Genomic DNA, 21,247 nt, shown 5'->3' with positions numbered 1-21,247 from the left:
CCGTGACGACGGATGCGCCCCGGCGCGGAACCGGCGACCCTGGAGCGCGCGCCGTCCAAGGCCTTCGGAGCGTCACGGGGGAGTGCGGGAACAGTGGAACGTGCACAGCAACGCCCGGCCGGCCGGGAACCGGTCCGGCCGGGGAACGAGCCCGAGACCGACCTGGAACTTCTCGTGCACGGGGTCGGCGGCAGCACACCCGGGAAGATGCTCGGCGACCCGCGCACGGTCCGGATCACCGGCGACGACATCGCCGCCGTGTTCCGGCGCGCCGAGGACGCCGAGGCCGGGAGCCGCCACCGCCAGGGGCCCGTCCGGGAGGCGTACGTCTGGTGCAACCTGACCTCCGGCGACGGCAGCCGTGCCCTGTGGCTGTTGCTGCTGCCGTTCATGGTGGTCAACCTCGCCCACTGGATGCGCCCCGCCGCTCCGGGCCGGCAGCGCACCGTCCGGCTCTACGGCCTCCTCGTGCGCCTGGCCGCCCTCACCCTGACCGTCCTGCTGGTGGCCGCCGCCTGCGAGGTGGCCCTGGACCTGGTGGCCTGGCAGTGCGCCGGTGTGCGTGCCTGCGCCCGCCGCCACTCCTGGCTCGGGTTCCTGGCACCCGGCCCGGCCGCGCACGGCTGGTGGACCGCGCCCGGCCGCCGGCTCGCCCTCGCCGCCCTGGTCCCGGCCGCGCTCACCGGCCTGCTGTGGTACCTCTCCCACCGCACCTGGAGCGCGTACGAGTCACACCTGCCGATGACCCCCGAGCCCGCACCGGCCACCGACGACAGCGCCCTGGCCCGGCCCGGGTTCTGGTACGGGCGCCGCCTGGTGGCCCGGCTGCGCGCCGCGCACACGGCGGCCGGCCTGCTGACCGTGGCCGCCGCCGTCGCCACCCCCGCGGTCCGCTTCGACCACCGCCCCGGCGGCCCCGCCGCCCTGGACGCCGCGGGCTGGCTGCTGACCGCGGCCCTGACGGCCTGCGCGGGGGCGGTGGCAGGCGTGGTCTGCCGCCGAGGCCGCAGCGAGAACCGCCTCGACCTGCGGCTCGAACGGCTCCTGGTACGGCACCTGTCGCTCGGCGCGCTCGCCCTGCTGATCCTCACCCTGGTGTACACCGGCTGGGCCCGGCCCGGCTGGCGGTCCACCGGCCGGCTGCCCGGGGACCCGGCCTTCGGCGCCCTGATGCTGGGCCAGGGGCTGCTCGTGCTCGCCCTCGCCGCCGTGGCGGCGGACCTGTACCGCCGTCGACCCGACCCGCGCGCGGGAATGCGCGGCCTCGGCGGTCCGGCCGTCGCACTGCTCGCCTGCGCGCTGGGCGGGGTGATCTCCGGCGGGGTCGCGCAACGCGTCGCCGACTGGCTGGACGGCACCCGCGCACTCCTGCCGGGCCCGCCCGTCCTGCTCACCTGGCAGGCGTCCGCCATCCCTCCCCTTCTCGCCGTCCTGCTGCTCCTGGCCGCCCGGCTCGCCCTGAGCACCTCCCGGCTCGCCCGCGCCGAACGCGAACGGGTCCGCCACGAGCACCCCGGCGAGCCCGAGGACCCGACCCGTACCCGGGCCATCGCCCACGCCCGCGCCACGGCCACCCTCACCGACCGGGCCCCGCTCGTCCTCGCCGTGCTCACCGCCACCACCCTGGTGCTGGGAGCCGCCGCGCTGGCCGGCGCCCTCGGCACCGAAAGGACACCCGACGGCGCGGCCCGGCACACCTACCCGGCCGTACAGGCCGTGGCCGAGACCTCGCAGGCGGTCGGGTCCTGGCTGATCGGCCTCGGTTTCCTGTTGTTCGTCACCTGGGGCCGACGCGCCTACAAGGACGCCTCGGCCCGCCGCACCATCGGCATCCTCTGGGACGTCGGCACCTTCTGGCCGCGCGCCGCCCACCCCTTCGCCCCGCCCTGCTACGCCGAGCGCGCGGTGCCGGACCTGACCTGGCGGATGGCGACGTGGACCCAGCGCACCGGAGGCCGCCTGGTCCTCTCCGGGCACTCCCAGGGCAGCGTCCTGGCCGCCGCCGCGGCCTGGCAGCTGGCGCCGCCGGTGCGCGGGCGGGTCGCCCTGCTGACCTACGGCTCCCCGCTGGAGCGCCTGTACGGCCGCTGGTTCCCCGCGCACTTCGGCCCGCCCGCGCTCGCCGCGCTGCACCGCGACGTGGCCTGCTGGCGCAACCTGCACCGCCTGACCGACCCGATCGGCGGCCCCGTACGCGCCCCCGACGACGACACCCCGCCCGTGGACCACGAACCCCTGCGGGATCCCCTCGCCTACGGCCGCACCGCCGACCACCCACTGCCGGCGCCGATCCTCGGCCACTCCGACTACCAGGCCGACCCGGTCTTCACCCGCGAACGAGCCCTGCTGCTGGCCCGCCTGTGCCCGGACCCGGACGTGCCGGGACAGCGCCCGGACCCGGACCCGCCGTTACAGGGCTCCGACCAGACCCTGCCGGTGCAGCGCCCCGACCAGGAACCGCCGGGACGGCCGGATTCGGGCGGCCCGGGATGAGAACACCGCCGGGCCCTGTGCCCGGCGCGCTCCGGGACCCCTGCGCTCGCGCCGCGGAGCGGGAGCCGGCCAGGCCCTTCAGCTCCTGCGGGAGGAACGCGCACCCACGCGCCGGTGCGTGACCCACCGGGGCGGACACCGCCGCCGGGCAGCTCACGGCAGTTCCGGCAGGTCCTCCGCGTACAGCAGGGTCAGTTCGTCGGTGGTCGGGTCGGCGACCTGGGCGACACGGCTCGCGTGCCGCTCCACCATCGCCTCGAACGTCTGCCGGGCGGTACGGCCGTTGCCGAAGGCCGCTCCCTTGGGGATCTCGGCGAAGTACTTGAGCAGTCCCTCGGACGCGCCCGGCGTCAGCCGGTACTCGTGCTCGTCGGCCTGCTGCTCCACGATCCGCAGCAACTGCTCGGGGCCGTAGTCGCCGAAGGTGATGGTGCGGGAGAAGCGGGAGGCGACACCCGGGTTGACGGAGAGAAAGCGTTCCATCTCCGCCGTGTAGCCGGCGACGATCACCACCACCGCGTCCCGGTGGTCCTCCATCAGCTTCACCAGCGTGTCGATGGCCTCCTTGCCGAAGTCGCGCCCGGCGTCCTCCGGCGACAGCGCGTACGCCTCGTCGATGAACAGCACACCGCCGCGCGCCCGTTCGAAGGCCTCCTGGGTGCGGATCGCGGTGGATCCGATGTGCTCACCCACCAGGTCGACCCGGGAGACCTCGACCAGATGGCCCTTCTCCAGCACGCCGAGCGAGGCGAGGATCTCGCCGTAGAGCCGGGCGACCGTCGTCTTCCCGGTGCCGGGCGAACCGGTGAAGACCAGATGCCGCTTGACGGAGGCCGCCTTCAGACCCGCCCGCTGCCGGCGCCTGCCCACCTCGATCATGTCGGTCAGCGCCCGCACCTCGCGCTTGACGCTCTCCAGGCCCACCAGCGCGTCGAGTTCCCCGAGCACGTCCTTCGACGTCCGCACCGGCTGCCCCGGCTCCGCGTCGGCGGCCGGCGGCTCCTGCTCGGCGGTGCGCTGCCCGGGGATCGAACCGAGCAGGCCGGGCGAGTGCGGCACCGTCTCCACGGCCGTCGCGCGCAGTGCCGGCTGCCGCGGGCCACCGCTCTCGTCGCTGGTGCAGTCCTCCACGACCGGGCCCGCCGCCGTCCCGGCGTCCGGCCCCGCGTCGGCGAACTCGTAACCACCGCGCGCACACCGCTCCGTACGGCACTTGCGCAGCGTCGTACGGCAGCCGTCGATCACATGGAAGCCGTAGCCGCCGCTGCCGCTGACCCGGCAGTTCGAAAAGCTGCCGCGGCCGCCCGCCGATACGTAGAAACCGGCCTCCGCGGGGGACTCGACCGTGCAGCGCTCGATGGTCGGGTCGGCGCCCTTGGTGACGATCACACCGGTCTGGGTGGTGTCCAGCGTGCAGTTGCTGAGCGTGCCGCCGCTGCCGTGGTCGCGGAACCACGCGCCGGTGGCCGCCTCCCTGATCCGGCAGTCGTCGAGCTGGGCGGTCGCCCCGTCGCTCACCGACACGGCCGTGTTGCGCACCTGGAACAGGTCGCTGTCCACCACGTCCGCGCGGGACCCCCGGTCCAGTACGAACAGGGCGTCCGGCACGTCGTGAACCCGGCAGGAGTCGAGGACGGCGGTCGCCCCGTCGCTCACCCACACCGCCGGGTAGTCGCCGGTGCTGTCGAAGATCTCGCACTGGTTGGCGTCCACGCGGGTGCCCGGGTCCCAGACCGACAGGCCGTTGCGCCCGAACTGCCGGACCGTCGTCCGGGTCAGCGTCAGCACCGACCGGGACCTCAGGTCGACCGCGTTCTCCGGGATGTCGTGGATGCGGCAGTCGGCCAGCGTGAGCACCGCGTCGGTGTCCAGCGTGACGCCGTCGGCCGTGGTGCGGTGCACATCGCAGTCCGTCAGGTGCGCCGTCGCCCGCTGGGTGACCTGGACGCCGGAGCCGCGCACCTCGTAGATCTCGCACCCCACGGCCTCCAGCGCGGAGTTCTCACCGGTCGCGGTGAGGCCGGTGCCGGAGGCGTGGTGCACCCGGCACCGCTCCAGACGCGGATGGGCCCCGCCACGGACCGCGACGCCCGCCTGCCCGGCCGCGACGACCTCGCACTCCTCGAACACCCCGCCCGCCCCGTCGAGTACGGCGATGCCGATGCCCGCCGGGTTGTCCACGGTGCACCGGCGCACGGTCGGACGGGCGCCACCGCGCACCTCGATGCCGCTGGCCGACCGCGTGACGATCCGCACGTCCATCAGCTCGGGCGCGCCCTGCTCGACCAGCAGGGCCGGCGCGGCCGCGTCCTGGCCCTCCACATGCAGGTCCTGCACCACCGCCGAGGCCCGCACGGTCAGCGGCACCCCGTCCACCGGCGCGATCCGCACCGATCCCGAGGAGCCCTCGGGCCCGCGAAGCGTCACCGCCCGCTGCACGACGAGGTTCTCCCGGTAGGTACCGGGGGCGATGGTGAGGACGTCGCCGTCCGCGGCGGCCTCCAGGGCGGCGGCGAGCGAAGCGTACTCACCCGTGCGGCGCCGCCACCGCGAAGTACCGGTGTGCGTCACCTGGACCGTGCCCTGTGCCATGGTGTTGCCGTGCCCCCACCTTGTCGTACTGATGGCTCGCTGCCGTCGGAGCGTGGCCCCGGTGCCCGTGAGCGTGCGGAATCCCCGTGACCTGAGCGTGTTCGCGTTCACGAGAAGCCGCACGCCCCTGGGTCTCGCTCACCCGCGGGTCGTCGCCGAAAGCGCTTCGGCCGGTCCACCGTAGCGTGTGCGTGCGCGGTGGGTTGACCAGAGCCGGAAAGGGCGTCAGCAGCCGGTGCCCGCCTTGCCCCAGTCCGGGCCCGCCCGCTCCCAGGCCTGGTCCCAGCGCGCGTACCGGCGCCGGACCATGCGCCAGACGGCCAGCCGCCGAGCGCTCTCCACCAGCGCCACGAGCACGAGGGCCGCGCCGGTCCCGGCGAGCACCGCGTGGGTCGTCGCCGTGGGGGCGTCCAGCGGCCGGGTCGTTATTCGGCCGTGCGGGTCGGTCCAGATCCGGAAGGGGTCCCCCGGATGCGGGGACTTGAGGCCGGCGAGGGCCATGCCGTACCGGCGGGTGCCGTCCGGAGCGGTCCAGCGGGCCAGGACCCGGCTGCGGACCTCGCGACCGGGGGTGATGTCGGGGTCGGTGTCCAGCGGGGCTTCGCCCAGGTCGCGCACCACGGTGGCCGTGACGAGGCGTCGGGTGTGCTGCTGCTGCCGCACGGCCCGCTGCAGCGAGTCCTGAGCGGCGGCACCCACCAGACAGCCGGTCACCGGAGCCGCCAGGGTGATCAGCACCAGCGCCACGAGGGCCACCCACGCCTCCGCCAGATCGGTCGCACGGCGCAGCGCATTGTGCCGCCAGCGCCACAAACCGCTCACTGCCCGCATCCCCACACCCCCCTCTTCGCACCGTCACAGCCCCGGGCGCGGACGCTCGCTCCCGGTCCGGGGCCAAGGGAGAGCGGCATCGCGTCCGCCGCGGCCGGCGACGGACGCGGCCTCTCACCGCATTCTCACGCCCTCCCAACGGCCGGGCCCCGCCCCCGGGTTCCCCGTCGCCGACACCGGTCCGGCCGCGAACGACCGGGGCGTGCCGGGGCTCGCCTACCGGTCGTGCAGCCGGACCGGGTCCCCGACCCTGATCGTGCCGGGCGACAGGGGCACCAGGTTCTGGCCGAAGACCGGTTTGCCGTCGATCCTGTGATGCCGTGCCAGGGTGCGCAGCGGTTCCCGGCCGCGTTCGGCGGTGTCCTGGTCGGTGGTGGTCACCACGCACCGCCCGCTGGGCTTCGCGGCCCGGAACACCACGTCTCCGACGGAGATCCGCGACCAGTGGTCCTCGGCCCAGGCATCGGTGCCCGCCACCACGATGTTGGGCCGGAAGCGGTTCATGGGCAGCGGGCCCTCGTGTGCGTGGTCGCCCGCGGCGATCAGGGAGTTCAGCGCGTCGAGGGAGGCCACGGTGGTGGCCAGCAGCGGGAAGCCGTCGGCGAAGCTCACCGTTTCGCCGGGCAGCGCGTACCGGGGATCGACGGGGCGGCGGCCGGCCGGATCGTCCATGTGCACCAGGCGGACCGCGGCCCGCAGATAGGAGCTGCACCAGTCGTGCGCGGCCGCCGCCGCAGGGACCGCATCGACCTTGGTCCCGAAGACGTCCGCCGGCACGGTCGCCGCCGGCTCGGGCACCGGGACCGTGAGCGGCGCCTGACCGGGCGCCGACAGACGAAGGCCGCCGCCGGGCAGAGGCTCGGCGGCGGCCAGCGCGAGACGCGGCTGCTCCCGCTGCGTGACGACCTTTCCCCCGTCGTCGATCAGTGCCCAGCGCCGGTCGCCGGCCAGGCCCCAGGGCTCCACCTCGGCTGCCCGGGGCGACAGGCGCCGGAACGCCTTGACCGGGTGGACGTGGATCGACTGCACTTCGGCGTTTCCCATGACGCCATCGTGCCAGGAGGCACCGATGCGCGGGCGGCGCCGGTCAGTATCCCCGGTACTGCTGGTTGTTGTACGGGTCCTGGTAGGAGGGCTGCACGGGCCGCGGGGCGGCCGGGCGCATGGCCTCGTACCCCGAACCCGCCGCCATGGGGCGCTGCTGCTGCGGGGCCTGCGGACCGGGGTACCCGCGCGGGGCGCTCGCCTGCTGCGGGATGTACGCCGCGGGCGCGTGCTGGAGCGGGGCGGGCTGCTGCATGTGCGGATAGCCGTAGGCGGGGGCTTGCGGGGACGGGGCCGCCGGGAGGGCGGGCAGTGCCGACGGCAGGGCGGGCAGGCTGCTGCCCGTGTCGTAGGCGGCGGGGACCCGGATCGGGGCGATCTGCGGAGTGCCTCGCTCGGCCACGAGGGAGTCGTAGATCGGGGTGTCCGGGAAGGAGGCGGAGTAGTAGCCGCCACCATAAGTGGAGCGGGGGGAGGTCATGGCACATAAGTTAAGCCCACGATGTGCTGGTTGGGGAGACCGATAAGAGGGTTGTTTTCCGTGTCGGCAGTGACCTGGCATCCCTAATCCGAGCGAACTCGGCAAAAAAGGACGCCAATCGACGTTTGGATCGTGTAAAGGGCGAGTTTCTGTCGGGTTACCGGCGGTTGACCGGTGATCTTCCGGTGCCGCTCGTGGGAGTTCGCCGGGCCGGGAATAGGTTGTGCGGGTAGGGATCGACCGGGCCGCCGGGACGCCGGGAAAGCGACACAGGATGGGGGCGGACATGCCAATGCCGAAGGGATCGAACGTGCCGGTGCCGACCACGACGCTGCGCGTCGAATTGGGCTGGCGCCCCGGGCCCGGCGTACCCGACGCCGACGCCTCGGCGCTCCTCCTGACCGCCGGAAAGGTCCGCTCCGACGGGGACTTCGTCTTCTACAACCAGCCCGCCCATGCCTCCGGCGCGGTCCGCCACGAGGGCAAGCGCACAGCCGGCGGACGCGTCACGGACACCCTTGCCGTCGACCTCGCGCGCGTGGAGAGCGCGATCGAACGGATCGTCCTCGCCGCCTCGGCGGACGGCGGCACGTTCGGACAGGTCCCAGGCCTCTACATCGAGGTGACCGACCCCGCGACCGGCCAGGTGGCAGCCCGCTTCGACGACCCCGGCGCCACCGTGGAGACGGCCTTCGTGCTCGGCGAGCTCTACCGCCGTCAGGGCGGCTGGAAGTTCCGCGCGGTCGGCCAGGGCTACGACAGTGGACTGGAGGGACTGGCCGAGGACTTCGGCATCACCGTGGACGAACCGCAGCACACCGCGCCGCCCACGACGCCCGCCCGGGCGGACGTGCCACCGCCCACCCCGGCCGCCCCTCCGAACGCGCCACCGGCTCCGGCCACCGCCCCTGTGCCGCCGCCCGGTGCGGCGCCCGGGACGCCGCCGCCCCCACCCGCGGCCCCTCCCGCCCCCGCCGCCCCGCCGGTCCGTCTCTCCAAGGTCACCCTCACCAAGGCGGCCCCCGCCGTCTCACTGGCCAAGCAGGGCGGTACCTCCGGCATCATGCGGGTGAACCTCAACTGGCAGATGCGCAAACAGTCCACGGGCCGGACCGGCCTGTGGGGCACCCGGCAGAGCGACGTCGACCTCGACCTGTGCGCCCTGTACGAACTCGCCGACGGCCGCAAGGGAGTCGTACAGGCACTCGGCAACGCCTTCGGATCGCTGCACCGGCCGCCGTACATCCACCTCGACGGCGACGACCGCACAGGCGCCGTGGCCGCCGGCGAGAACCTGACCGTCAACCTCGACCACGTCCGGGACTTCCGCCGCATCCTCGTCTTCGTCACCGTCTACGAAGGCGCCCGCTCCTTCGCCGACCTGCACGCCACCGTCACCCTCCAGCCGCAGTACGGCGCCCCCGTCGACTTCTCGCTCGACGAGTGCACCGTGCCCTCCACCGTGTGCGCGCTCGCCCTCATCACCAACACGGGCGGCGACCTCGTCGTCCAGCGCGAGGCGCGGTATCTGGTGCCGGAGCGCGGAGTGAGCCCGCAGCGGACCATGGACCGCGCCTACGGCTGGGGCATGAACTGGACGCCCGGCCGCAAGTGACCCGGCTCAGCCCTCCTCGGGCACGGCACCGGGACGGGCGTAGGTACGGCCCTTCCAGGCCGCCCCGCGCCCCCGGTAGTGCTGCACGGCCGAATCGACCGTCATCAGCAGGTACAGGAACGCGGTGAACGGCAGCAGCGGGGCGAGCCACGGCGACCGGCGGTAGTAACGGAGCATCGGCAGATACGTGCCCGCCATCACCGCCCACGCCAGCCCACCGAGGACGGCCGTCGGCACGCTGCCCCCGGCCGCGCCCACGGCCAGCGCGGCGGGCGGCACCAGATACACCAACGCGAGCCCGGCGACCGTACCGAGAAGCAGCAGCGGGTTGTGCCGCAACTGCGCGTAGGCGCTGCGCGAGACCATCCGCCACAGGTCGCGCAGCCGCGGGTACGGCCGCACGCTGTCCACCCGGTCGGCCAGCCCCAGCCACACACGGCCGCCCGAAGCCTTCACCGCGCGCGCGAGCGCCACGTCGTCGATGACGGCGTGCCGGATGGCGTCGGGGATGCGGGCCCGCTCGGCCGTCTCGGAGCGCAGCAGGACACAGCCGCCCGCCGCGGCCGCCGTACGCGATCCCTTCCGGCCGATCCTGCGGAAGGGATACAGCTGCGCGAAGAAGTACACGAACGCCGGCACCACGAGCCGCTCCCACCCGCTCTCCACGCGCAGCCGCGCCATCTGCGACACCACGTCGAAGCCCCCGGTGCGGGCCGCCGCCACCAGCGAGCGCAGGCTGTCAGGCGCGTGCGCGATGTCCGCGTCCGTCAGCAGCAGGTACTCGGGCTCACGCGCGCGTGCCAGGCCGATGCCGTACCGCACGGCCCACAGCTTGCCCGTCCAGCCCGCCGGCGGCTCCCCGGGCGAGCCCACGGTCAACGGCAGCCCGCCGTGGCGCCGGGACAGCTCGCGGGCCAGCTCCCCGGTGCCGTCCGTACTCCCGTCGTCCACGAGGAAGACCTCCGCCCGCCCCGGATAGTCCTGCGCCAGCAGCGAGGGCAGGCCGGCCGGCAGCACGGCGGCCTCGTCGCGCGCCGGTACGACCACGCAGACGGACGGCCACTCGCCCGGCTCCCGGCGCGGCGGCAGCCGGACGTCCGTGCGCCAGAAGAAGCCCTGGCACAGCAGCAGCCAGCACCAGGCGGCAAGAGACACGGCGGTGATCCACATGACGGCGCTCACGGCCGCAGTCTGCCCCACCCGAGCCGCTCACAAGAGCGCATCGTCTATCGTGGCCGGGTGAAGATCGCGCTCATGGACTCCGGAATCGGTCTGCTGGCGGCCACCGCCGCGGTACGGCGCCTGCGGCCCGACGCGGATCTCGTGCTCTCCCTCGACCCGGACGGCATGCCCTGGGGACCGCGTACCCCCGAGGACCTCACCCGGCGCGCGCTGGCCGTCGCCGAGGCCGCCGCGGCCCGCCGGCCCGAAGCGCTGATCGTCGGCTGCAACACGGCCACCGTGCACGCCCTGCCGGCCCTGCGCGCCCGCCTGGAGCCCGGCATCCCCGTCATCGGCACCGTCCCGGCGATCAAGCCGGCCGCGGCGGGCGGCGGCCGGATCGCCATCTGGGCGACCCCGGCCACCACCGGCAGCGCCTACCAGCGCGGTCTCATCGACGACTTCGCCGACGGTGTGCCGGTCACCGAGGTGCCCTGCTGGGGTCTCGCCGAGGCGGTCGAGCACGCGGACGAGGCGGCCATCGACGCGGCCGTCGGCGCGGCGGCCGCACTCACACCGGACGACGTGACGACCGTGGTCCTGGGCTGCACCCACTACGAGCTGGTGGCGGACCGTATCCGCGCCGCCCTCCAGCGTCCCGGCACCGCCCCGCTCGTCCTGCACGGCTCGGCCGGAGCGGTGGCCGCGCAGGCCCTGCGCCGCATCGGGGAGCTGCCGGCGCCCGACGCCCCGGCGGAGGGAACGCTCACGGTGCTGCTGAGCGGCCGCGAGGGCGACCTGCCCGCACCCGCCCTGCACTACGCCGAAGGACGGCTGCTGCCCGCCACCGGCCCACTCGCCGACCGCAGGTGACAGGGGCGCCCGCCGGCCGAGGGGCGCCGGGGCCGGTCGCTGACGCAGGAGGATGAGGAAGCCCACCCGACGCGCATGCGCGCGGGGCGCCGAGCCGGCCGCACGAGCCGGTGGTCGTCTGGGCCGCACGGAGCAGTCACCGTCCGCGAGCGGGTACCCGCGCAGCGAAACCTGAGTAACCTCGTGAACATGAGGGACCACCCCCACGCGGACGGCACCCCGTACCCGGACGTCTGGACCGGACGCGCCACCAACCGGGTCCAGTGGCTGCTGGCACTGGTCGGAGCGGCCTGCCTGGCGCTCGGCATCGAGCTGGCCGTGGACTCGGCCTGGACCAACGGTGTCGCCGCCCTGGCGATGTCGGTCGTCGGCTGCATCGCGGCCGGCCTGCTGGTCATCTTCGGCACGCTCGCCTTCGTGCACGTCGACCTCAGACTCGACAAGGAATGCCTCGAGGTGCGCTGCGGCCACATGGGACTGCCACGCCGCCGTATCCCGCTCTCCCACGTGGCGGGCGCCGACTTCACCGCCCTCGTCACCCCCCGGCACTGGGGCGGGTGGGGTTACCGCTGGCGCCCCGAGAAGGGCACGGCGGTCGTCGTACGCCGGGGCGAGGGCGTCGTGCTGCGCCTGTGGGACGGCCACACCTTCACGATCACCGTGGACAACGCGGAGACCGCCGTCCACGTCATCAGGGACCGGCTGCGGACGATCACACCGGGCTCCGGCCGCTGACGCCCGCACAGCGCTTCGGCCCGCCGAGGCGCACGGCCGCCGTCCCCTTTCCCTTTTTCCCTTCCTGTTTCCTGCCGGGTGCGGTCATGAGCGCACGAGGTGCGAGCGGTGTGCGGTCATGGCGGCGTGGAGTGTGTGCCGGGCACGGCGATGGGGGGGCGTGAGTGTGCCCGGGCACGGTGGCGGCGGTGCGTGGAGTGTGGGGAGGCCCAGACGTGGTGGTGCGGAGGGTGTGCCGGGCACAGTGACGCGAGGTGTGCGTCGGGCACGGTGGTGGCGGCGTGGGGGTGTGGGCACGCAGAGGCATGGTGGCGCGGAGTGCGTGCCTGGCGCTGACGGACAGCCGACCGTCGAAGCGGCGCGTCCGTACCGTCCCGGCGCCCCGGCCGGGGCGCCGGTTCACCATTCCGGTTGCGTGCCGTCACCCGCCCACGGCCGGGCCGTCGCCCACCCGGCCAGTAGACCCGCGCCCACGGTCACGGCGGTGAAGCTCAGCGCGTTGCCCGACATGGCCAGGACGGCCACGGCCGTCAGGGCCGCGCCGGCGGTGAGGGCCACCGGGGTCGGGCGCGCGGAGCGCCACAGCGCGTGCAGCACCCAGCAGAACGCCGCCGCCAGCAGGGTCACCCCGAGGAAGCCCTGCTCCGCCGCCTGCTGCAACAGCGCCGAATGCGGCTTGCCGTCGGACGGCAAGGCCTGCGGCGTCATGCCGCTCACCTCGCCGAACCGGCCGGGGCCGACGCCCAGGCCGCCGTCCCGGCCGGCCAGCCGTAGTGCCTCCCGCCAAAGCTGGAGGCGCTGCGGGGTGAACCGGCCCGCGAGCGCCCCGGCCAGGGCGTCGGGCAGCCCGTCCGCCGCGATCGCCCAGGTCGTCCCCGCGACCAGGGCCGCAGCGGCGGCGAGAGCGGCGAGGCCCGCGCCCCGGCCGGGCGTCGAACCGGCGGCGAGCGAGCACAGCAGGACGGCCGCGCTGACCGCGCACCCGGCCGGCGACCCCAGCGCCGCTCCGGCCGGCACGATCACGGCGGCCAGCGCCCGCAGCCCGAGGCGCAGCGCCGGCACGGGCGTCGCCCAGGCGGCACAGCACGCGGCACCGGTGGCCAGCGCCAGCACGGCGGCGGTGGCCCCGGCGCGCCCGAGAGGGGCGGCGTACGGGGCGCCGGGGGAGACGTCGGGCAGCGCCACCGCGAGCGCCAGCCCGGCCACCGCACCGGCGCAGGGCGCGGCCACCGGCAGCAGCGTCCCGGAGACCCGGCCCACGGCGTAGCCGGCGGCCACGGCGAGCACCGCCAGCAGCATGCCCTCGGGCCGCCCGTCATGGGCCGCAGCGGTGATCAGCGACCACCCCGCGCAGGCCCCGAGCAGGACCATGCCCGCACCATCAGAAACGTTTCGCCTGGCGTTCTCCGCGTCCGCACCGGTCGCAGACCTCGTCACCGTCGACCCCACCCGCAGCCCCTCGCACCCAGTCCCCCGACCTGTGGCAGGCCAAGGCCGCGCGCCGGGTCCGGCCGCACCGCCGAGGCTGGGCACACCGTAACGGCTGATGACCCGTTTGTGGACAAGATGCGGAGAATCGTCGCCACCGCGTCCGTGTTTCCCGAGGCCGGCCTGGCGCGGCGGTGCGGCCGCCGGGCGTGCGGGGCCGAGGGCTGCTGATGCCGGGTTGCGCCGTCGGGTGGTGCTGGTGGCCGGTCTGTATCGGTGGTGGTCCGTGCCGGGTGGTGCTGGTGGCCGGTCCGTGCTGTCGGTTTGTGGTCGTGCCGATGACGTCCATTTCTGCCGGAAAACCCGGCCCCAGCTGCCGGGCGCTGCCGTCCGCCCGTGCTGCTGCCCGTGGCCTCCCCCCGCCGTCGGCCGCGCGAGGCGACAGGGAGCGGTCCCGTGTGCGGCGTGGAGACTTTGCGGGCGGGGCCCGCGACGAACGGGCGACGGTCGGCCGAAGCGGGCTCCGACCAGCGGCAACCGTGGTCGGCGGGGGCGGCGCCGGGGTCCGGCCGAGCTGTCGGCGGTCGGACCGGGCGCCGTACACTCGCCCGGTGACCGTCACCGCAACTTCCGTGGACCAGCCGGATCGGCTCCGTCCGTCTCGCGCGCCCGGCGCGCTCGGCGGCCGGCTGCCGCGCCTGGTCCCGGCCGCCGCCTCCGCCCTCTGCGGAGTGCTGCTCTACGTCAGCTTCCCGCCGCGCACCCTGTGGTGGCTGGCCCTGCCCGCCTTCGCCGGCCTCGGCTGGGTGCTGCGCGGCCGTGGCTGGAAGGCGGCTCTCGGGCTCGGCTACCTCTTCGGGCTCGGCTTCCTGCTGCCCCTGCTGGTGTGGACCGGTGTGGAGGTCGGTCCCGGGCCCTGGCTCGCCCTGGTCGCCATCGAGGCCGTGTTCATCGCCCTGGTCGGCGTGGGCGTCGCCGCCGTCTCCAGGCTGCCGGCCTGGCCGGTGTGGGCGGCCGCCGTGTGGATCGCGGGTGAGGCGGTACGCGCACGCATGCCCTTCAGCGGCTTCCCCTGGGGCAAGATCGCCTTCGGCCAGGCGGGCGGTGCCTTCCTGCCGCTGGCCGCGGTCGGCGGTACTCCGGTGCTCGGCTTCGCGGTCGTGCTGTGCGGTTTCGGCCTGTACGAGGCCGGGCGGCTGATCGCCGAGGGGCGCCGTACCCGGGACGTGCGGCGCGGGGCGGCGGTTGCCGCGCTGCTGAGTGTGGCCGTACCGGTGGGGGGCGCGCTCGCAGCCCGCGTGCTGGTCAGCGACAAGGCCGAGGACGGCACCGCGACGGTGGCGGTCATCCAGGGCAACGTGCCGCGCGCCGGACTGGAGTTCAGCGCCCAGCGGCGCGCCGTCCTCGACCACCACGTGCGTGAGACGCTCCGGCTCGCCGCCGACATCAGGGCGGGGAAGGCCACGAGGCCCGACTACGTGCTGTGGCCGGAGAACTCCTCCGACATCGACCCCTTCACCAACCCCGACGCGGCCGCCGTCATCAGCGGTGCCGCCAAGGCGGTCGGCGTACCCGTCTCGGTCGGCGCGGTCGTCGAGAGGGACGGCAAGCTGCTCAACGAGCAGGTCCTGTGGGACCCGGTCAAGGGGCCCACGCAGACGTACGACAAACGGCAGATCCAGCCCTTCGGCGAGTACCTTCCGCTGCGCGGCCTCGTCGGCGCGATCAACAAGGAGTGGACCGGCATGGTCCGCCAGGACTTCAGCCGGGGCGGCAAGCCGGGGGTGTTCGACTTCGCGGGCGTCAAGGTCGGCCTCGCCACCTGCTACGAGGCGGCCTTCGACTGGGCCGTGCGGGACACGGTCACGCACGGGGCGGAGATGATCTCCGTACCGAGCAACAACGCGACCTTCGACCGCAGCGAGATGACCTACCAGCAGCTCGCCATGTCCCGGGTGCGCGCCGTCGAGCACAGCCGCACCGTGACCGTGCCGGTGACCAGCGGCGTCAGCGCGTTCATCATGCCGGACGGGAAGATCACCCAGAAGACGGGCATGTTCGTGCCCGCCTACCTCGTCCAGAAGGTGCCGCTGCGCGCATCCGAGACCCCGGCGACGAAGCTGGGCATCGCGCCGGAGATCGCCCTGGTGCTGGTCGCCGCCGGCGGCATCGCCTGGGCGATCGGCTCCGGTCTGCGCGGCCGGCGGGAGCTGGGCGGTCTGCGCGCCGGTGACGTGTAGCCGTACGACCGCCGTACACCCCCCGAACCCGCCCGGGTGCCGCGGGCTCGCCGGTTAGGGTCGGGTCATGGCTACTCCCGAATTCATCCGTACGCTCCGGTCCTCCATCGGCCACCAGCTGCTCTGGCTCCCCGGGATCACCGCGATCGTCTTCGACGACGAGGGCCGGGTGCTGCTCGGGCGGCGGTCCGACACCCGCAAGTGGTCGGTCATCGGCGGGATTCCGGAGCCGGGCGAGCAGCCCGCCGCCTGCGCGGTGCGGGAGGTCTTCGAGGAGACGGCGGTGCACTGCGTCGCCGAGCGGATCGTCCTCGTCCAGGCCCTGGGACCGATGGTCTACCCCAACGGGGATGCCTGCCAGTACATGGACATCACCATCCGCTGCCGTGCGGTGGGCGGCGAGGCGCGGGTCAACGACGACGAGTCGCTGGAGGTGGGCTGGTTCGCGATCGACGCACTGCCCGACCTGAACGAGTTCGGTCTCTTTCGGATCAAGCAGGCCATGTCCGAGGCACCCACATGGTTCGACCCTATGGCTGCCAGCTGAAGTATGGGTGGTCACCACATGGGGTGAGGGGTGGGTTCCGCTTAGGGTCAGCACATGACCTCGTCCACCCCCCAGCCCGGCCCGGGCCCCGGCCGCGACGCCCAGCCCCTCGCTCTCGACCTCGGCGGCCGCACCGCCCTCGTCACCGGTGCCGCCGGCGGCATCGGCCGCGCCTGCGCCCTGCGGTTGGCCGCCGCGGGCGCCGAGGTGCGGGCCGTCGACCGGGACGCGGCGGGCCTCGCCGAACTGTCCCGGCAGGCGGAGCGGGTGGGCGAGCTGCCGGGCCGCGTCGTACCGCACGTCGTGGACCTCACCGATCTCGACGCCGCCGAGCGCGCCGCCGCCGGAACCGACGTGCTGGTCAACAACGCCGGGCTGCAACTCGTACGCCCCATCGAGGAGTTCCCGCCCGAGGTCTTCCACACCGTGCTCACCGTCATGCTGGAGGCACCGTTCCGCCTCATCCGCGGTGCCCTCCCGCACATGTACGCCCAAGGCTGGGGGCGCATCGTCAATGTGTCCTCCGTCCATGGGCTGCGGGCCTCTGCCTTCAAGTCCGCCTATGTGGCGGCCAAACACGGTCTGGAGGGCCTGTCCAAGACGGCGGCCCTTGAGGGCGCGCCCCACGGTGTGACCTCGAACTGTGTGAACCCGGCCTATGTGCGCACCCCCCTGGTCGAGAAGCAGATCGCCGACCAGGCGCAGGCGCACGGCATCCCCGAGGAGCGGGTGCTCTCCGAGGTGCTGCTCAAGGACAGCGCGCTCAAGCGCCTCATCGAACCGGAGGAGGTCGCCGAGGCCGTGGCCTACCTGTGCAGCCCGCAGGCGTCCTTCCTCACCGGTGCCTCCCTCGCCCTCGACGGCGGATGGACGGCCCACTGACCGGCCCGCCCGTGTCCGGCCGTCCCCCGGCGGTACCGGGACTTTTCCACAGGCCTGACGGGCCGGGTGGCCGATACGGAATCCTGTGACCATGTCCCGCGATCATGTTCAGCCGGCACCCTGTGACGGCGCCGAGGCCGAGTACCTCGGGCTGCTGGCCCGCGACGCCTCCGTGGAGGCCTATGAGCAGCCCGTGCTGCTGGCCCGCGCCGAGGGCCGGTCCGCCGAACGGATAGCGGCGCTGGAACAGGCCAAGCTGCTGGCCCTGCGCGTCCGCGCGGAGCTGGAGGGCCGCCGGCGCCGCGAGGCGGAGCTGTCCGCGCTCTTCGAGACCGCCCACGACCTGGCCGGCCTCAGGGACGTGGACGCCGTCCTGCAGGCCATCGTGCAGCGGGCCCGCTCCCTGCTCGGCACGGACGTCGCCTACCTCACCCTGAACGACCCGGCCAGGGGTGACACCTACATGCGGGTGACGGAGGGCTCCGTCTCCGCCCGCTTCCAGCAACTGCGCCTCGGCATGGGGGAGGGGCTCGGCGGACTGGTCGCCCAGACCACACGGCCGTACGTCACCGACGACTACTTCAAGGACGCCCGGTTCCAGCACACGCTCACCATCGACTCCGGTGTCCGGGACGAGGGCCTGGTCGCCATCCTCGGGGTTCCCCTGATGCTCGGCCCGCACGTCATCGGCGTGCTCTTCGCCGCCGACCGCCGGGCCCGCGTCTTCGAGCGCGAACAGATCGCCCTGCTGGGCTCCTTCGCCGCCCTCGCCGCGGCGGCCATCGACGCCGCCAACCTGCTCACCGAGACGCGCGAGGCACTGTCCGGGCTGGAGCGGGCCAACGAGATCATCCGGGACCGCAGCGCCGTCATCGAGCGCGCCTCCGAGGTCCACGACCGGCTCGCCGAACTCGTCCTGCGCGGCGGTGGGGTGCACGACGTGGCCGGCGCCGTGTCCGAAGTGCTCGCCGGCACCGTCGAGTTCGCGGAGGCCGAGGCGGTGCCGGCCGAGCCGCTGGAGTCGTCACGCGCCGAAGGACATGCCGTACCGCACGGCGACGACTGGATCGCCGCGGTCACCGGGGGCGGCGAACTCCTCGGCGCCCTCGTCCTGCGCGGGCACCCGGCCCTGGACCCCGTGGACCAGCGCACGCTGGAACGCGCCGCCATGGTGACCTCGCTGCTCCTGCTCGCCCGCCGTTCCGCCGCCGAGGCCGAGCGGCGCGTGCGCGGCGAGTTGCTGGACGACCTGCTCGACGCCCGCGACCGCGACCCTCGGCTGCTGCGCGAACGTGCCACCCGGCTCCGTGCCGATCTGGACGCCACCCATGTCGTGCTCGCCGCCCGGCTCGACGGCCCGGCGGCCGACGCGGACGAGGAGGCGGCGGCCCGCCGACGGCTGTGGTCGGCCGCCTCCCACCTCGCCGCCACCCGGCACGGACTGGCCGCCGCCCGCGACGGCGGTACCGTCCTGCTGCTGCCGCTCGGCGGCGACACCGCCACCCAGGCGGCCCGCCGCACCGCCCGCCATCTGGGCACAGCCGTCCATCAGCCGGTCACGGTCGGCGCCTCCGCCCCCGTCACCGACCTCGCCGCCCATCCGGAGGCGGTCGCCGCGGCCTACGCCGAGGGCCGTCGCTGCCTGGACGCGCTGCATCTGCTGGGCCGGGCCGGAGACGGCGCCGCCGCCGAGGACTTCGGCTTCCTCGGCCTGCTCCTGGCGGGCGAACGGGACGTGACCGGCTTCGTCGACCGGACCATCGGCCCGGTCGCCTCGTACGACGAACGGCGCGGCACCGAACTGCTGCGCACCATGGACGCGTACTTCGCCTGCGGGATGAGCCCGGCCCGCACCAAGGACGCGCTGCACGTGCATGTGAACACCGTCGCCCAACGGCTGGAGCGCGTGGGCCGGCTGCTCGGCGAGGACTGGCAGGTACCCACCCGCGCCCTGGAGATCCAACTGGCCCTGCGCCTGCACCGGTTGGCGGCACCGGACAGAGACAGGGGATGACACCGGTGTTTTCCGGCGACCGGTTCGCCTCGTACCACCGTTTCCCTTCGAGGCACCGCTTCGGTTCGCGCCGCCGTGTCTCCTTGAGCCACGGTTTCGCTTCGCGCCTTCGACTTCCTTCGGGCCGCCGGGCCGCCGGGCCGCCGGGCCACCGGGCTTTCGGGCTTTCGGGCCGCCAGGCCTCCACCGGATGCCCGGTCTCCGCGAGGCGCCGGCCCGGCCCGGCCCGGCCCAGGAGGCGGCCCGAAAGGGCGTGCCGGACGGGCGGGCCGGGCCTGGTGCGCCGCTGGGGCCGTCGCGTCGCCCCTCAGACCGTCCGCGCCTCGGCGGTCGCGGGCGCGTCAGAGGGTTCGCCGTCGCCGCCCTCGACCCGGGCGAGGTCCCGGTGCCGCGTCTCCCGGGAGACGCCCACCGCGATCAGGGTCAGCACGGCGGCGGCGATCACGTACAGGGCGATCGGGGTGGCGGTGCCGTAGTCGGAGAGCAGTGCGGTCGCGATGAGCGGCGCGGGGGCACCGGCCGCCACGGAGGCGAACTGGGCTCCGATGGAAGCGCCCGAGTACCGCATCCGGGTGGCGAACATCTCGGCGAAGAAGGCGGCCTGGGGCGCGTACATGGCACCGTGGAACACGAGCCCGACGGTCACGGCCAGCACGAGCCGGCCGAACGACCCGGTGTCCACGAGCGAGAAGAACGGGAACATCCACAGGCCGATACCGGCCGCGCCGAACAGGTACACCGGCCGCCGTCCGACCCGGTCGGAGAGCGCGCCCCAGGCGGGGATGACCGCGAAGTGCACGGCGGAGCCGATGAGGACCGCGTTGAGCGCGGTCTGCTTGGAGACGCCGGCCGAGGTGGTGGCGTAGACGAGGATGAAGGCGGTGATGACGTAGTAGCTGATGTTCTCGGCCATGCGGGCGCCCATCGCCACCAGCACGTCGCGCCAGTGGTGCCGCAGCACGGCGACGAGCGGCGGCTTCTCCGCCTCGTCGGCCCGCCGGGACTCGCCCCGCTCCAGCGCCTCCTTGAACACCGGGGATTCGTCGACGGAAAGCCGGATCCACAGACCGACGAGCACGAGGACCCCGGAGAGCAGGAACGGAATCCGCCAGCCCCAGGTGCCGAAGGCGTCGTCGGACAGGACGGCGGTGAGCAGCGAGAGCACGCCCGTCGCGAGCAACTGCCCCGCCGGTGCGCCGGTCTGCGGCCACGAGGCCCAGAATCCACGCCGTCGTGCGTCACCGTGCTCGGACACCAGCAGCACGGCACCGCCCCACTCACCACCGAGCGCGAAACCCTGGACGAGCCGCAGCGCGGTGAGCAGTACCGGCGCGGCGGAGCCGACGGTGGCGTGCGTGGGCAGCAGTCCGATGGCGAAGGTGGCGCCGCCCATCAGCACCAGGCTGAGCACCAGAAGCCGCTTCCGGCCCAGCCGGTCCCCGTAATGCCCGAACACCAGGGCCCCCAGCGGACGGGCAGCGAACCCCACGGCGTACGTCAGGAACGACAGCAACGTCCCGACGAGCGGGTCGGAGTCCGGGAAGAACAACTTGTTGAACACGAGCGCGGCCGCGGAGCCGTAGAGAAAGAAGTCGTACCACTCGATGGTGGTCCCGATGAGGCTGGCGGCGACGATTCTGGGGAGGCTGGCGGGGGGTGGGGGAGCGGTGGTTCCGGAGGCCATGTGCGCCACTTCCTCGTGTGCGGTGGGGACGGGTACGTGTCGGCACACCGTAGGAAGATGCAGGTCAGGGGCACATGTGGTGGGGCACCATAGTTCGGGGGTTGGCTATGCGTGCGGCCACCATGCCGGCTCACGGAAGGGCGGTTCAGGGGGCGCGAGTGGTCGAAACGAGTGCTGTCCGGGACGCCTGGTTCTGGGGTGATGTGACGGTGCGGTGTCGACTCCCGTGCTGGTTCGGCGCTGACCCGAAGCCCACGTCATCGGCCTGAAGCGGATATGACCCGGCGCCGTCCAGGGAACGGCGGCGGGAGCTGGTCAGGGGAGTGCGGCATCACGGCCGGCGGCGCTGCGGGCAGAAGCCGCAGCGCCGTCGACCGTTCAGCCCCGGGGCGTGCCCGGATGCGTCCGTGAAGGGCCACCGGGCGGGCGGCGGAGGAGGCGTGCCGGTGGGGGACGCGGTGCTCGCGGAAGTCCGGCAGCAGCGTGGGCACCGCCGAGGGCCGGCTTGGCTCGTCGGTGACCGTCGGGTCCGGACAGGGTAGAGAGCAGCAGGGGTGCATCGGCTGTCGGCAGCGAGCCGGAGAGCGGAACAGCGCCCGGTGGGGAGCGGGACGACGTGATGAGGCG

15 protein-coding genes are annotated in these 21,247 nt (G+C 74.1%); 8 read left to right on the top strand and 7 right to left on the bottom strand.

Annotation, left to right across the window (positions count from 1 at the left end; genetic code table 11):
- Window positions 1–93: 93 nt before the first annotated feature.
- Window positions 94–2,493, top strand: a complete 2,400-nt coding sequence (locus ABVB68_RS17475; RefSeq protein ID WP_503006149.1) for a hypothetical protein — start codon at window positions 94–96, stop codon at window positions 2,491–2,493.
- A 153-nt stretch (window positions 2,494–2,646) separates the two neighbouring features.
- On the opposite strand, the gene ABVB68_RS17470 is transcribed toward ABVB68_RS17475, so the two are convergent.
- The 4 genes from ABVB68_RS17470 to ABVB68_RS17455 form a co-directional block, all read right to left on the bottom strand.
- The gene (locus tag ABVB68_RS17470) at window positions 2,647–5,085 is read right to left on the bottom strand and encodes a right-handed parallel beta-helix repeat-containing protein (RefSeq protein ID WP_353601954.1); all 2,439 of its coding nucleotides are present in this window, start codon (window positions 5,083–5,085) and stop codon (window positions 2,647–2,649) included.
- A gap of 225 nt (window positions 5,086–5,310) precedes the next feature.
- On the bottom strand, window positions 5,311–5,916 hold the full coding sequence (locus tag ABVB68_RS17465; RefSeq protein WP_353601953.1) for an Rv1733c family protein: 606 nt from the start codon (window positions 5,914–5,916) through the stop codon (window positions 5,311–5,313).
- Window positions 5,917–6,132: 216 nt separating this feature from the next.
- Window positions 6,133–6,960 carry an MOSC domain-containing protein gene (locus ABVB68_RS17460; protein ID WP_353601952.1) on the bottom strand — a complete coding sequence of 276 codons (828 nt, stop codon included), beginning with the start codon at window positions 6,958–6,960 and terminating at the stop codon, window positions 6,133–6,135.
- Between the two features lie 43 nt (window positions 6,961–7,003).
- A complete protein-coding gene (locus ABVB68_RS17455) occupies window positions 7,004–7,441 on the bottom strand; it encodes a DUF6643 family protein (protein ID WP_353601951.1) in 438 nt (145 codons plus the stop codon).
- A 292-nt stretch (window positions 7,442–7,733) separates the two neighbouring features.
- On the opposite strand from ABVB68_RS17455, the gene ABVB68_RS17450 reads away from it, so the two are divergent.
- Entirely contained in the window at window positions 7,734–9,056 is a 1,323-nt protein-coding gene (locus tag ABVB68_RS17450) for a TerD family protein (RefSeq protein ID WP_353601978.1), read from the top strand.
- 6 nt (window positions 9,057–9,062) lie between these two features.
- On the opposite strand, the gene ABVB68_RS17445 is transcribed toward ABVB68_RS17450, so the two are convergent.
- Entirely contained in the window at window positions 9,063–10,226 is a 1,164-nt protein-coding gene (locus ABVB68_RS17445; RefSeq protein ID WP_353601977.1) for a glycosyltransferase, read from the bottom strand.
- A gap of 69 nt (window positions 10,227–10,295) precedes the next feature.
- Between ABVB68_RS17445 and ABVB68_RS17440 the strand changes: the two genes are divergently transcribed.
- Together ABVB68_RS17440 and ABVB68_RS17435 are read left to right on the top strand one after the other, a co-directional pair.
- On the top strand, window positions 10,296–11,090 hold the full coding sequence (locus ABVB68_RS17440) for a glutamate racemase (RefSeq protein ID WP_503006148.1): 795 nt from the start codon (window positions 10,296–10,298) through the stop codon (window positions 11,088–11,090).
- A 189-nt stretch (window positions 11,091–11,279) separates the two neighbouring features.
- Window positions 11,280–11,825 (top strand): hypothetical protein, encoded by a 546-nt coding sequence (locus ABVB68_RS17435; RefSeq protein ID WP_353601950.1) that lies wholly within the window; start codon window positions 11,280–11,282, stop codon window positions 11,823–11,825.
- 399 nt (window positions 11,826–12,224) lie between these two features.
- Here the strand turns inward: ABVB68_RS17435 and ABVB68_RS17430 are convergent, their stop codons facing one another.
- Window positions 12,225–13,196: an O-antigen ligase family protein gene (locus tag ABVB68_RS17430; protein ID WP_353601949.1), complete on the bottom strand. Its 972-nt coding sequence runs from the start codon at window positions 13,194–13,196 to the stop codon at window positions 12,225–12,227.
- A gap of 668 nt (window positions 13,197–13,864) precedes the next feature.
- On the opposite strand from ABVB68_RS17430, the gene lnt reads away from it, so the two are divergent.
- The 4 genes from lnt (at window position 13,865) to ABVB68_RS17410 (ending at window position 18,936) form a co-directional block, all read left to right on the top strand.
- The gene (lnt, locus tag ABVB68_RS17425) at window positions 13,865–15,493 is read left to right on the top strand and encodes an apolipoprotein N-acyltransferase (protein ID WP_353601948.1); all 1,629 of its coding nucleotides are present in this window, start codon (window positions 13,865–13,867) and stop codon (window positions 15,491–15,493) included.
- A 67-nt stretch (window positions 15,494–15,560) separates the two neighbouring features.
- Window positions 15,561–16,040: an NUDIX hydrolase gene (locus ABVB68_RS17420; protein ID WP_353601947.1), complete on the top strand. Its 480-nt coding sequence runs from the start codon at window positions 15,561–15,563 to the stop codon at window positions 16,038–16,040.
- 54 nt (window positions 16,041–16,094) lie between these two features.
- Complete coding sequence (locus ABVB68_RS17415) at window positions 16,095–16,922, top strand: 3-hydroxybutyrate dehydrogenase (RefSeq protein ID WP_353601946.1); 828 nt, start codon at window positions 16,095–16,097, stop codon at window positions 16,920–16,922.
- Between the two features lie 91 nt (window positions 16,923–17,013).
- Window positions 17,014–18,936 (top strand): helix-turn-helix domain-containing protein, encoded by a 1,923-nt coding sequence (locus tag ABVB68_RS17410; RefSeq protein WP_353601945.1) that lies wholly within the window; start codon window positions 17,014–17,016, stop codon window positions 18,934–18,936.
- A gap of 307 nt (window positions 18,937–19,243) precedes the next feature.
- Here ABVB68_RS17410 and ABVB68_RS17405 read toward each other — a convergent pair whose 3' ends face one another.
- The gene (locus ABVB68_RS17405; protein WP_353601944.1) at window positions 19,244–20,620 is read right to left on the bottom strand and encodes an MFS transporter; all 1,377 of its coding nucleotides are present in this window, start codon (window positions 20,618–20,620) and stop codon (window positions 19,244–19,246) included.
- Between the last annotated feature and the right edge of the window lie 627 nt (window positions 20,621–21,247).

Origin of the sequence: Streptomyces sp. NPDC096012 (assembly GCF_040426375.1) — a bacterium.
Classification (GTDB): Bacteria; Actinomycetota; Actinomycetes; order Streptomycetales; family Streptomycetaceae; genus Streptomyces.
This window is presented reverse-complemented; position numbering and strand designations above follow the sequence as displayed.

Bases quoted from the DNA above. Each gene is read 5' to 3' on its own strand.
- ABVB68_RS17455 (WP_353601951.1), bottom strand. From the start codon at position 7,441: ATGACCTCCCCCCGCTCCACTTATGGTGGCGGCTACTACTCCGCCTCC.
- ABVB68_RS17470 (WP_353601954.1), bottom strand. From the start codon at position 5,085: ATGGCACAGGGCACGGTCCAGGTGACGCACACCGGTACTTCGCGGTGG.
- ABVB68_RS17445 (WP_353601977.1), bottom strand. From the start codon at position 10,226: ATGTGGATCACCGCCGTGTCTCTTGCCGCCTGGTGCTGGCTGCTGCTG.
- ABVB68_RS17460 (WP_353601952.1), bottom strand. From the start codon at position 6,960: ATGGGAAACGCCGAAGTGCAGTCGATCCACGTCCACCCGGTCAAGGCG.
- ABVB68_RS17450 (WP_353601978.1), top strand. From the start codon at position 7,734: ATGCCGAAGGGATCGAACGTGCCGGTGCCGACCACGACGCTGCGCGTC.
- ABVB68_RS17430 (WP_353601949.1), bottom strand. From the start codon at position 13,196: ATGGTCCTGCTCGGGGCCTGCGCGGGGTGGTCGCTGATCACCGCTGCG.
- ABVB68_RS17410 (WP_353601945.1), top strand. From the start codon at position 17,014: ATGTCCCGCGATCATGTTCAGCCGGCACCCTGTGACGGCGCCGAGGCC.
- ABVB68_RS17465 (WP_353601953.1), bottom strand. From the start codon at position 5,916: ATGCGGGCAGTGAGCGGTTTGTGGCGCTGGCGGCACAATGCGCTGCGC.
- ABVB68_RS17405 (WP_353601944.1), bottom strand. From the start codon at position 20,620: ATGGCCTCCGGAACCACCGCTCCCCCACCCCCCGCCAGCCTCCCCAGA.
- ABVB68_RS17435 (WP_353601950.1), top strand. From the start codon at position 11,280: ATGAGGGACCACCCCCACGCGGACGGCACCCCGTACCCGGACGTCTGG.
- ABVB68_RS17415 (WP_353601946.1), top strand. From the start codon at position 16,095: ATGACCTCGTCCACCCCCCAGCCCGGCCCGGGCCCCGGCCGCGACGCC.
- ABVB68_RS17420 (WP_353601947.1), top strand. From the start codon at position 15,561: ATGGCTACTCCCGAATTCATCCGTACGCTCCGGTCCTCCATCGGCCAC.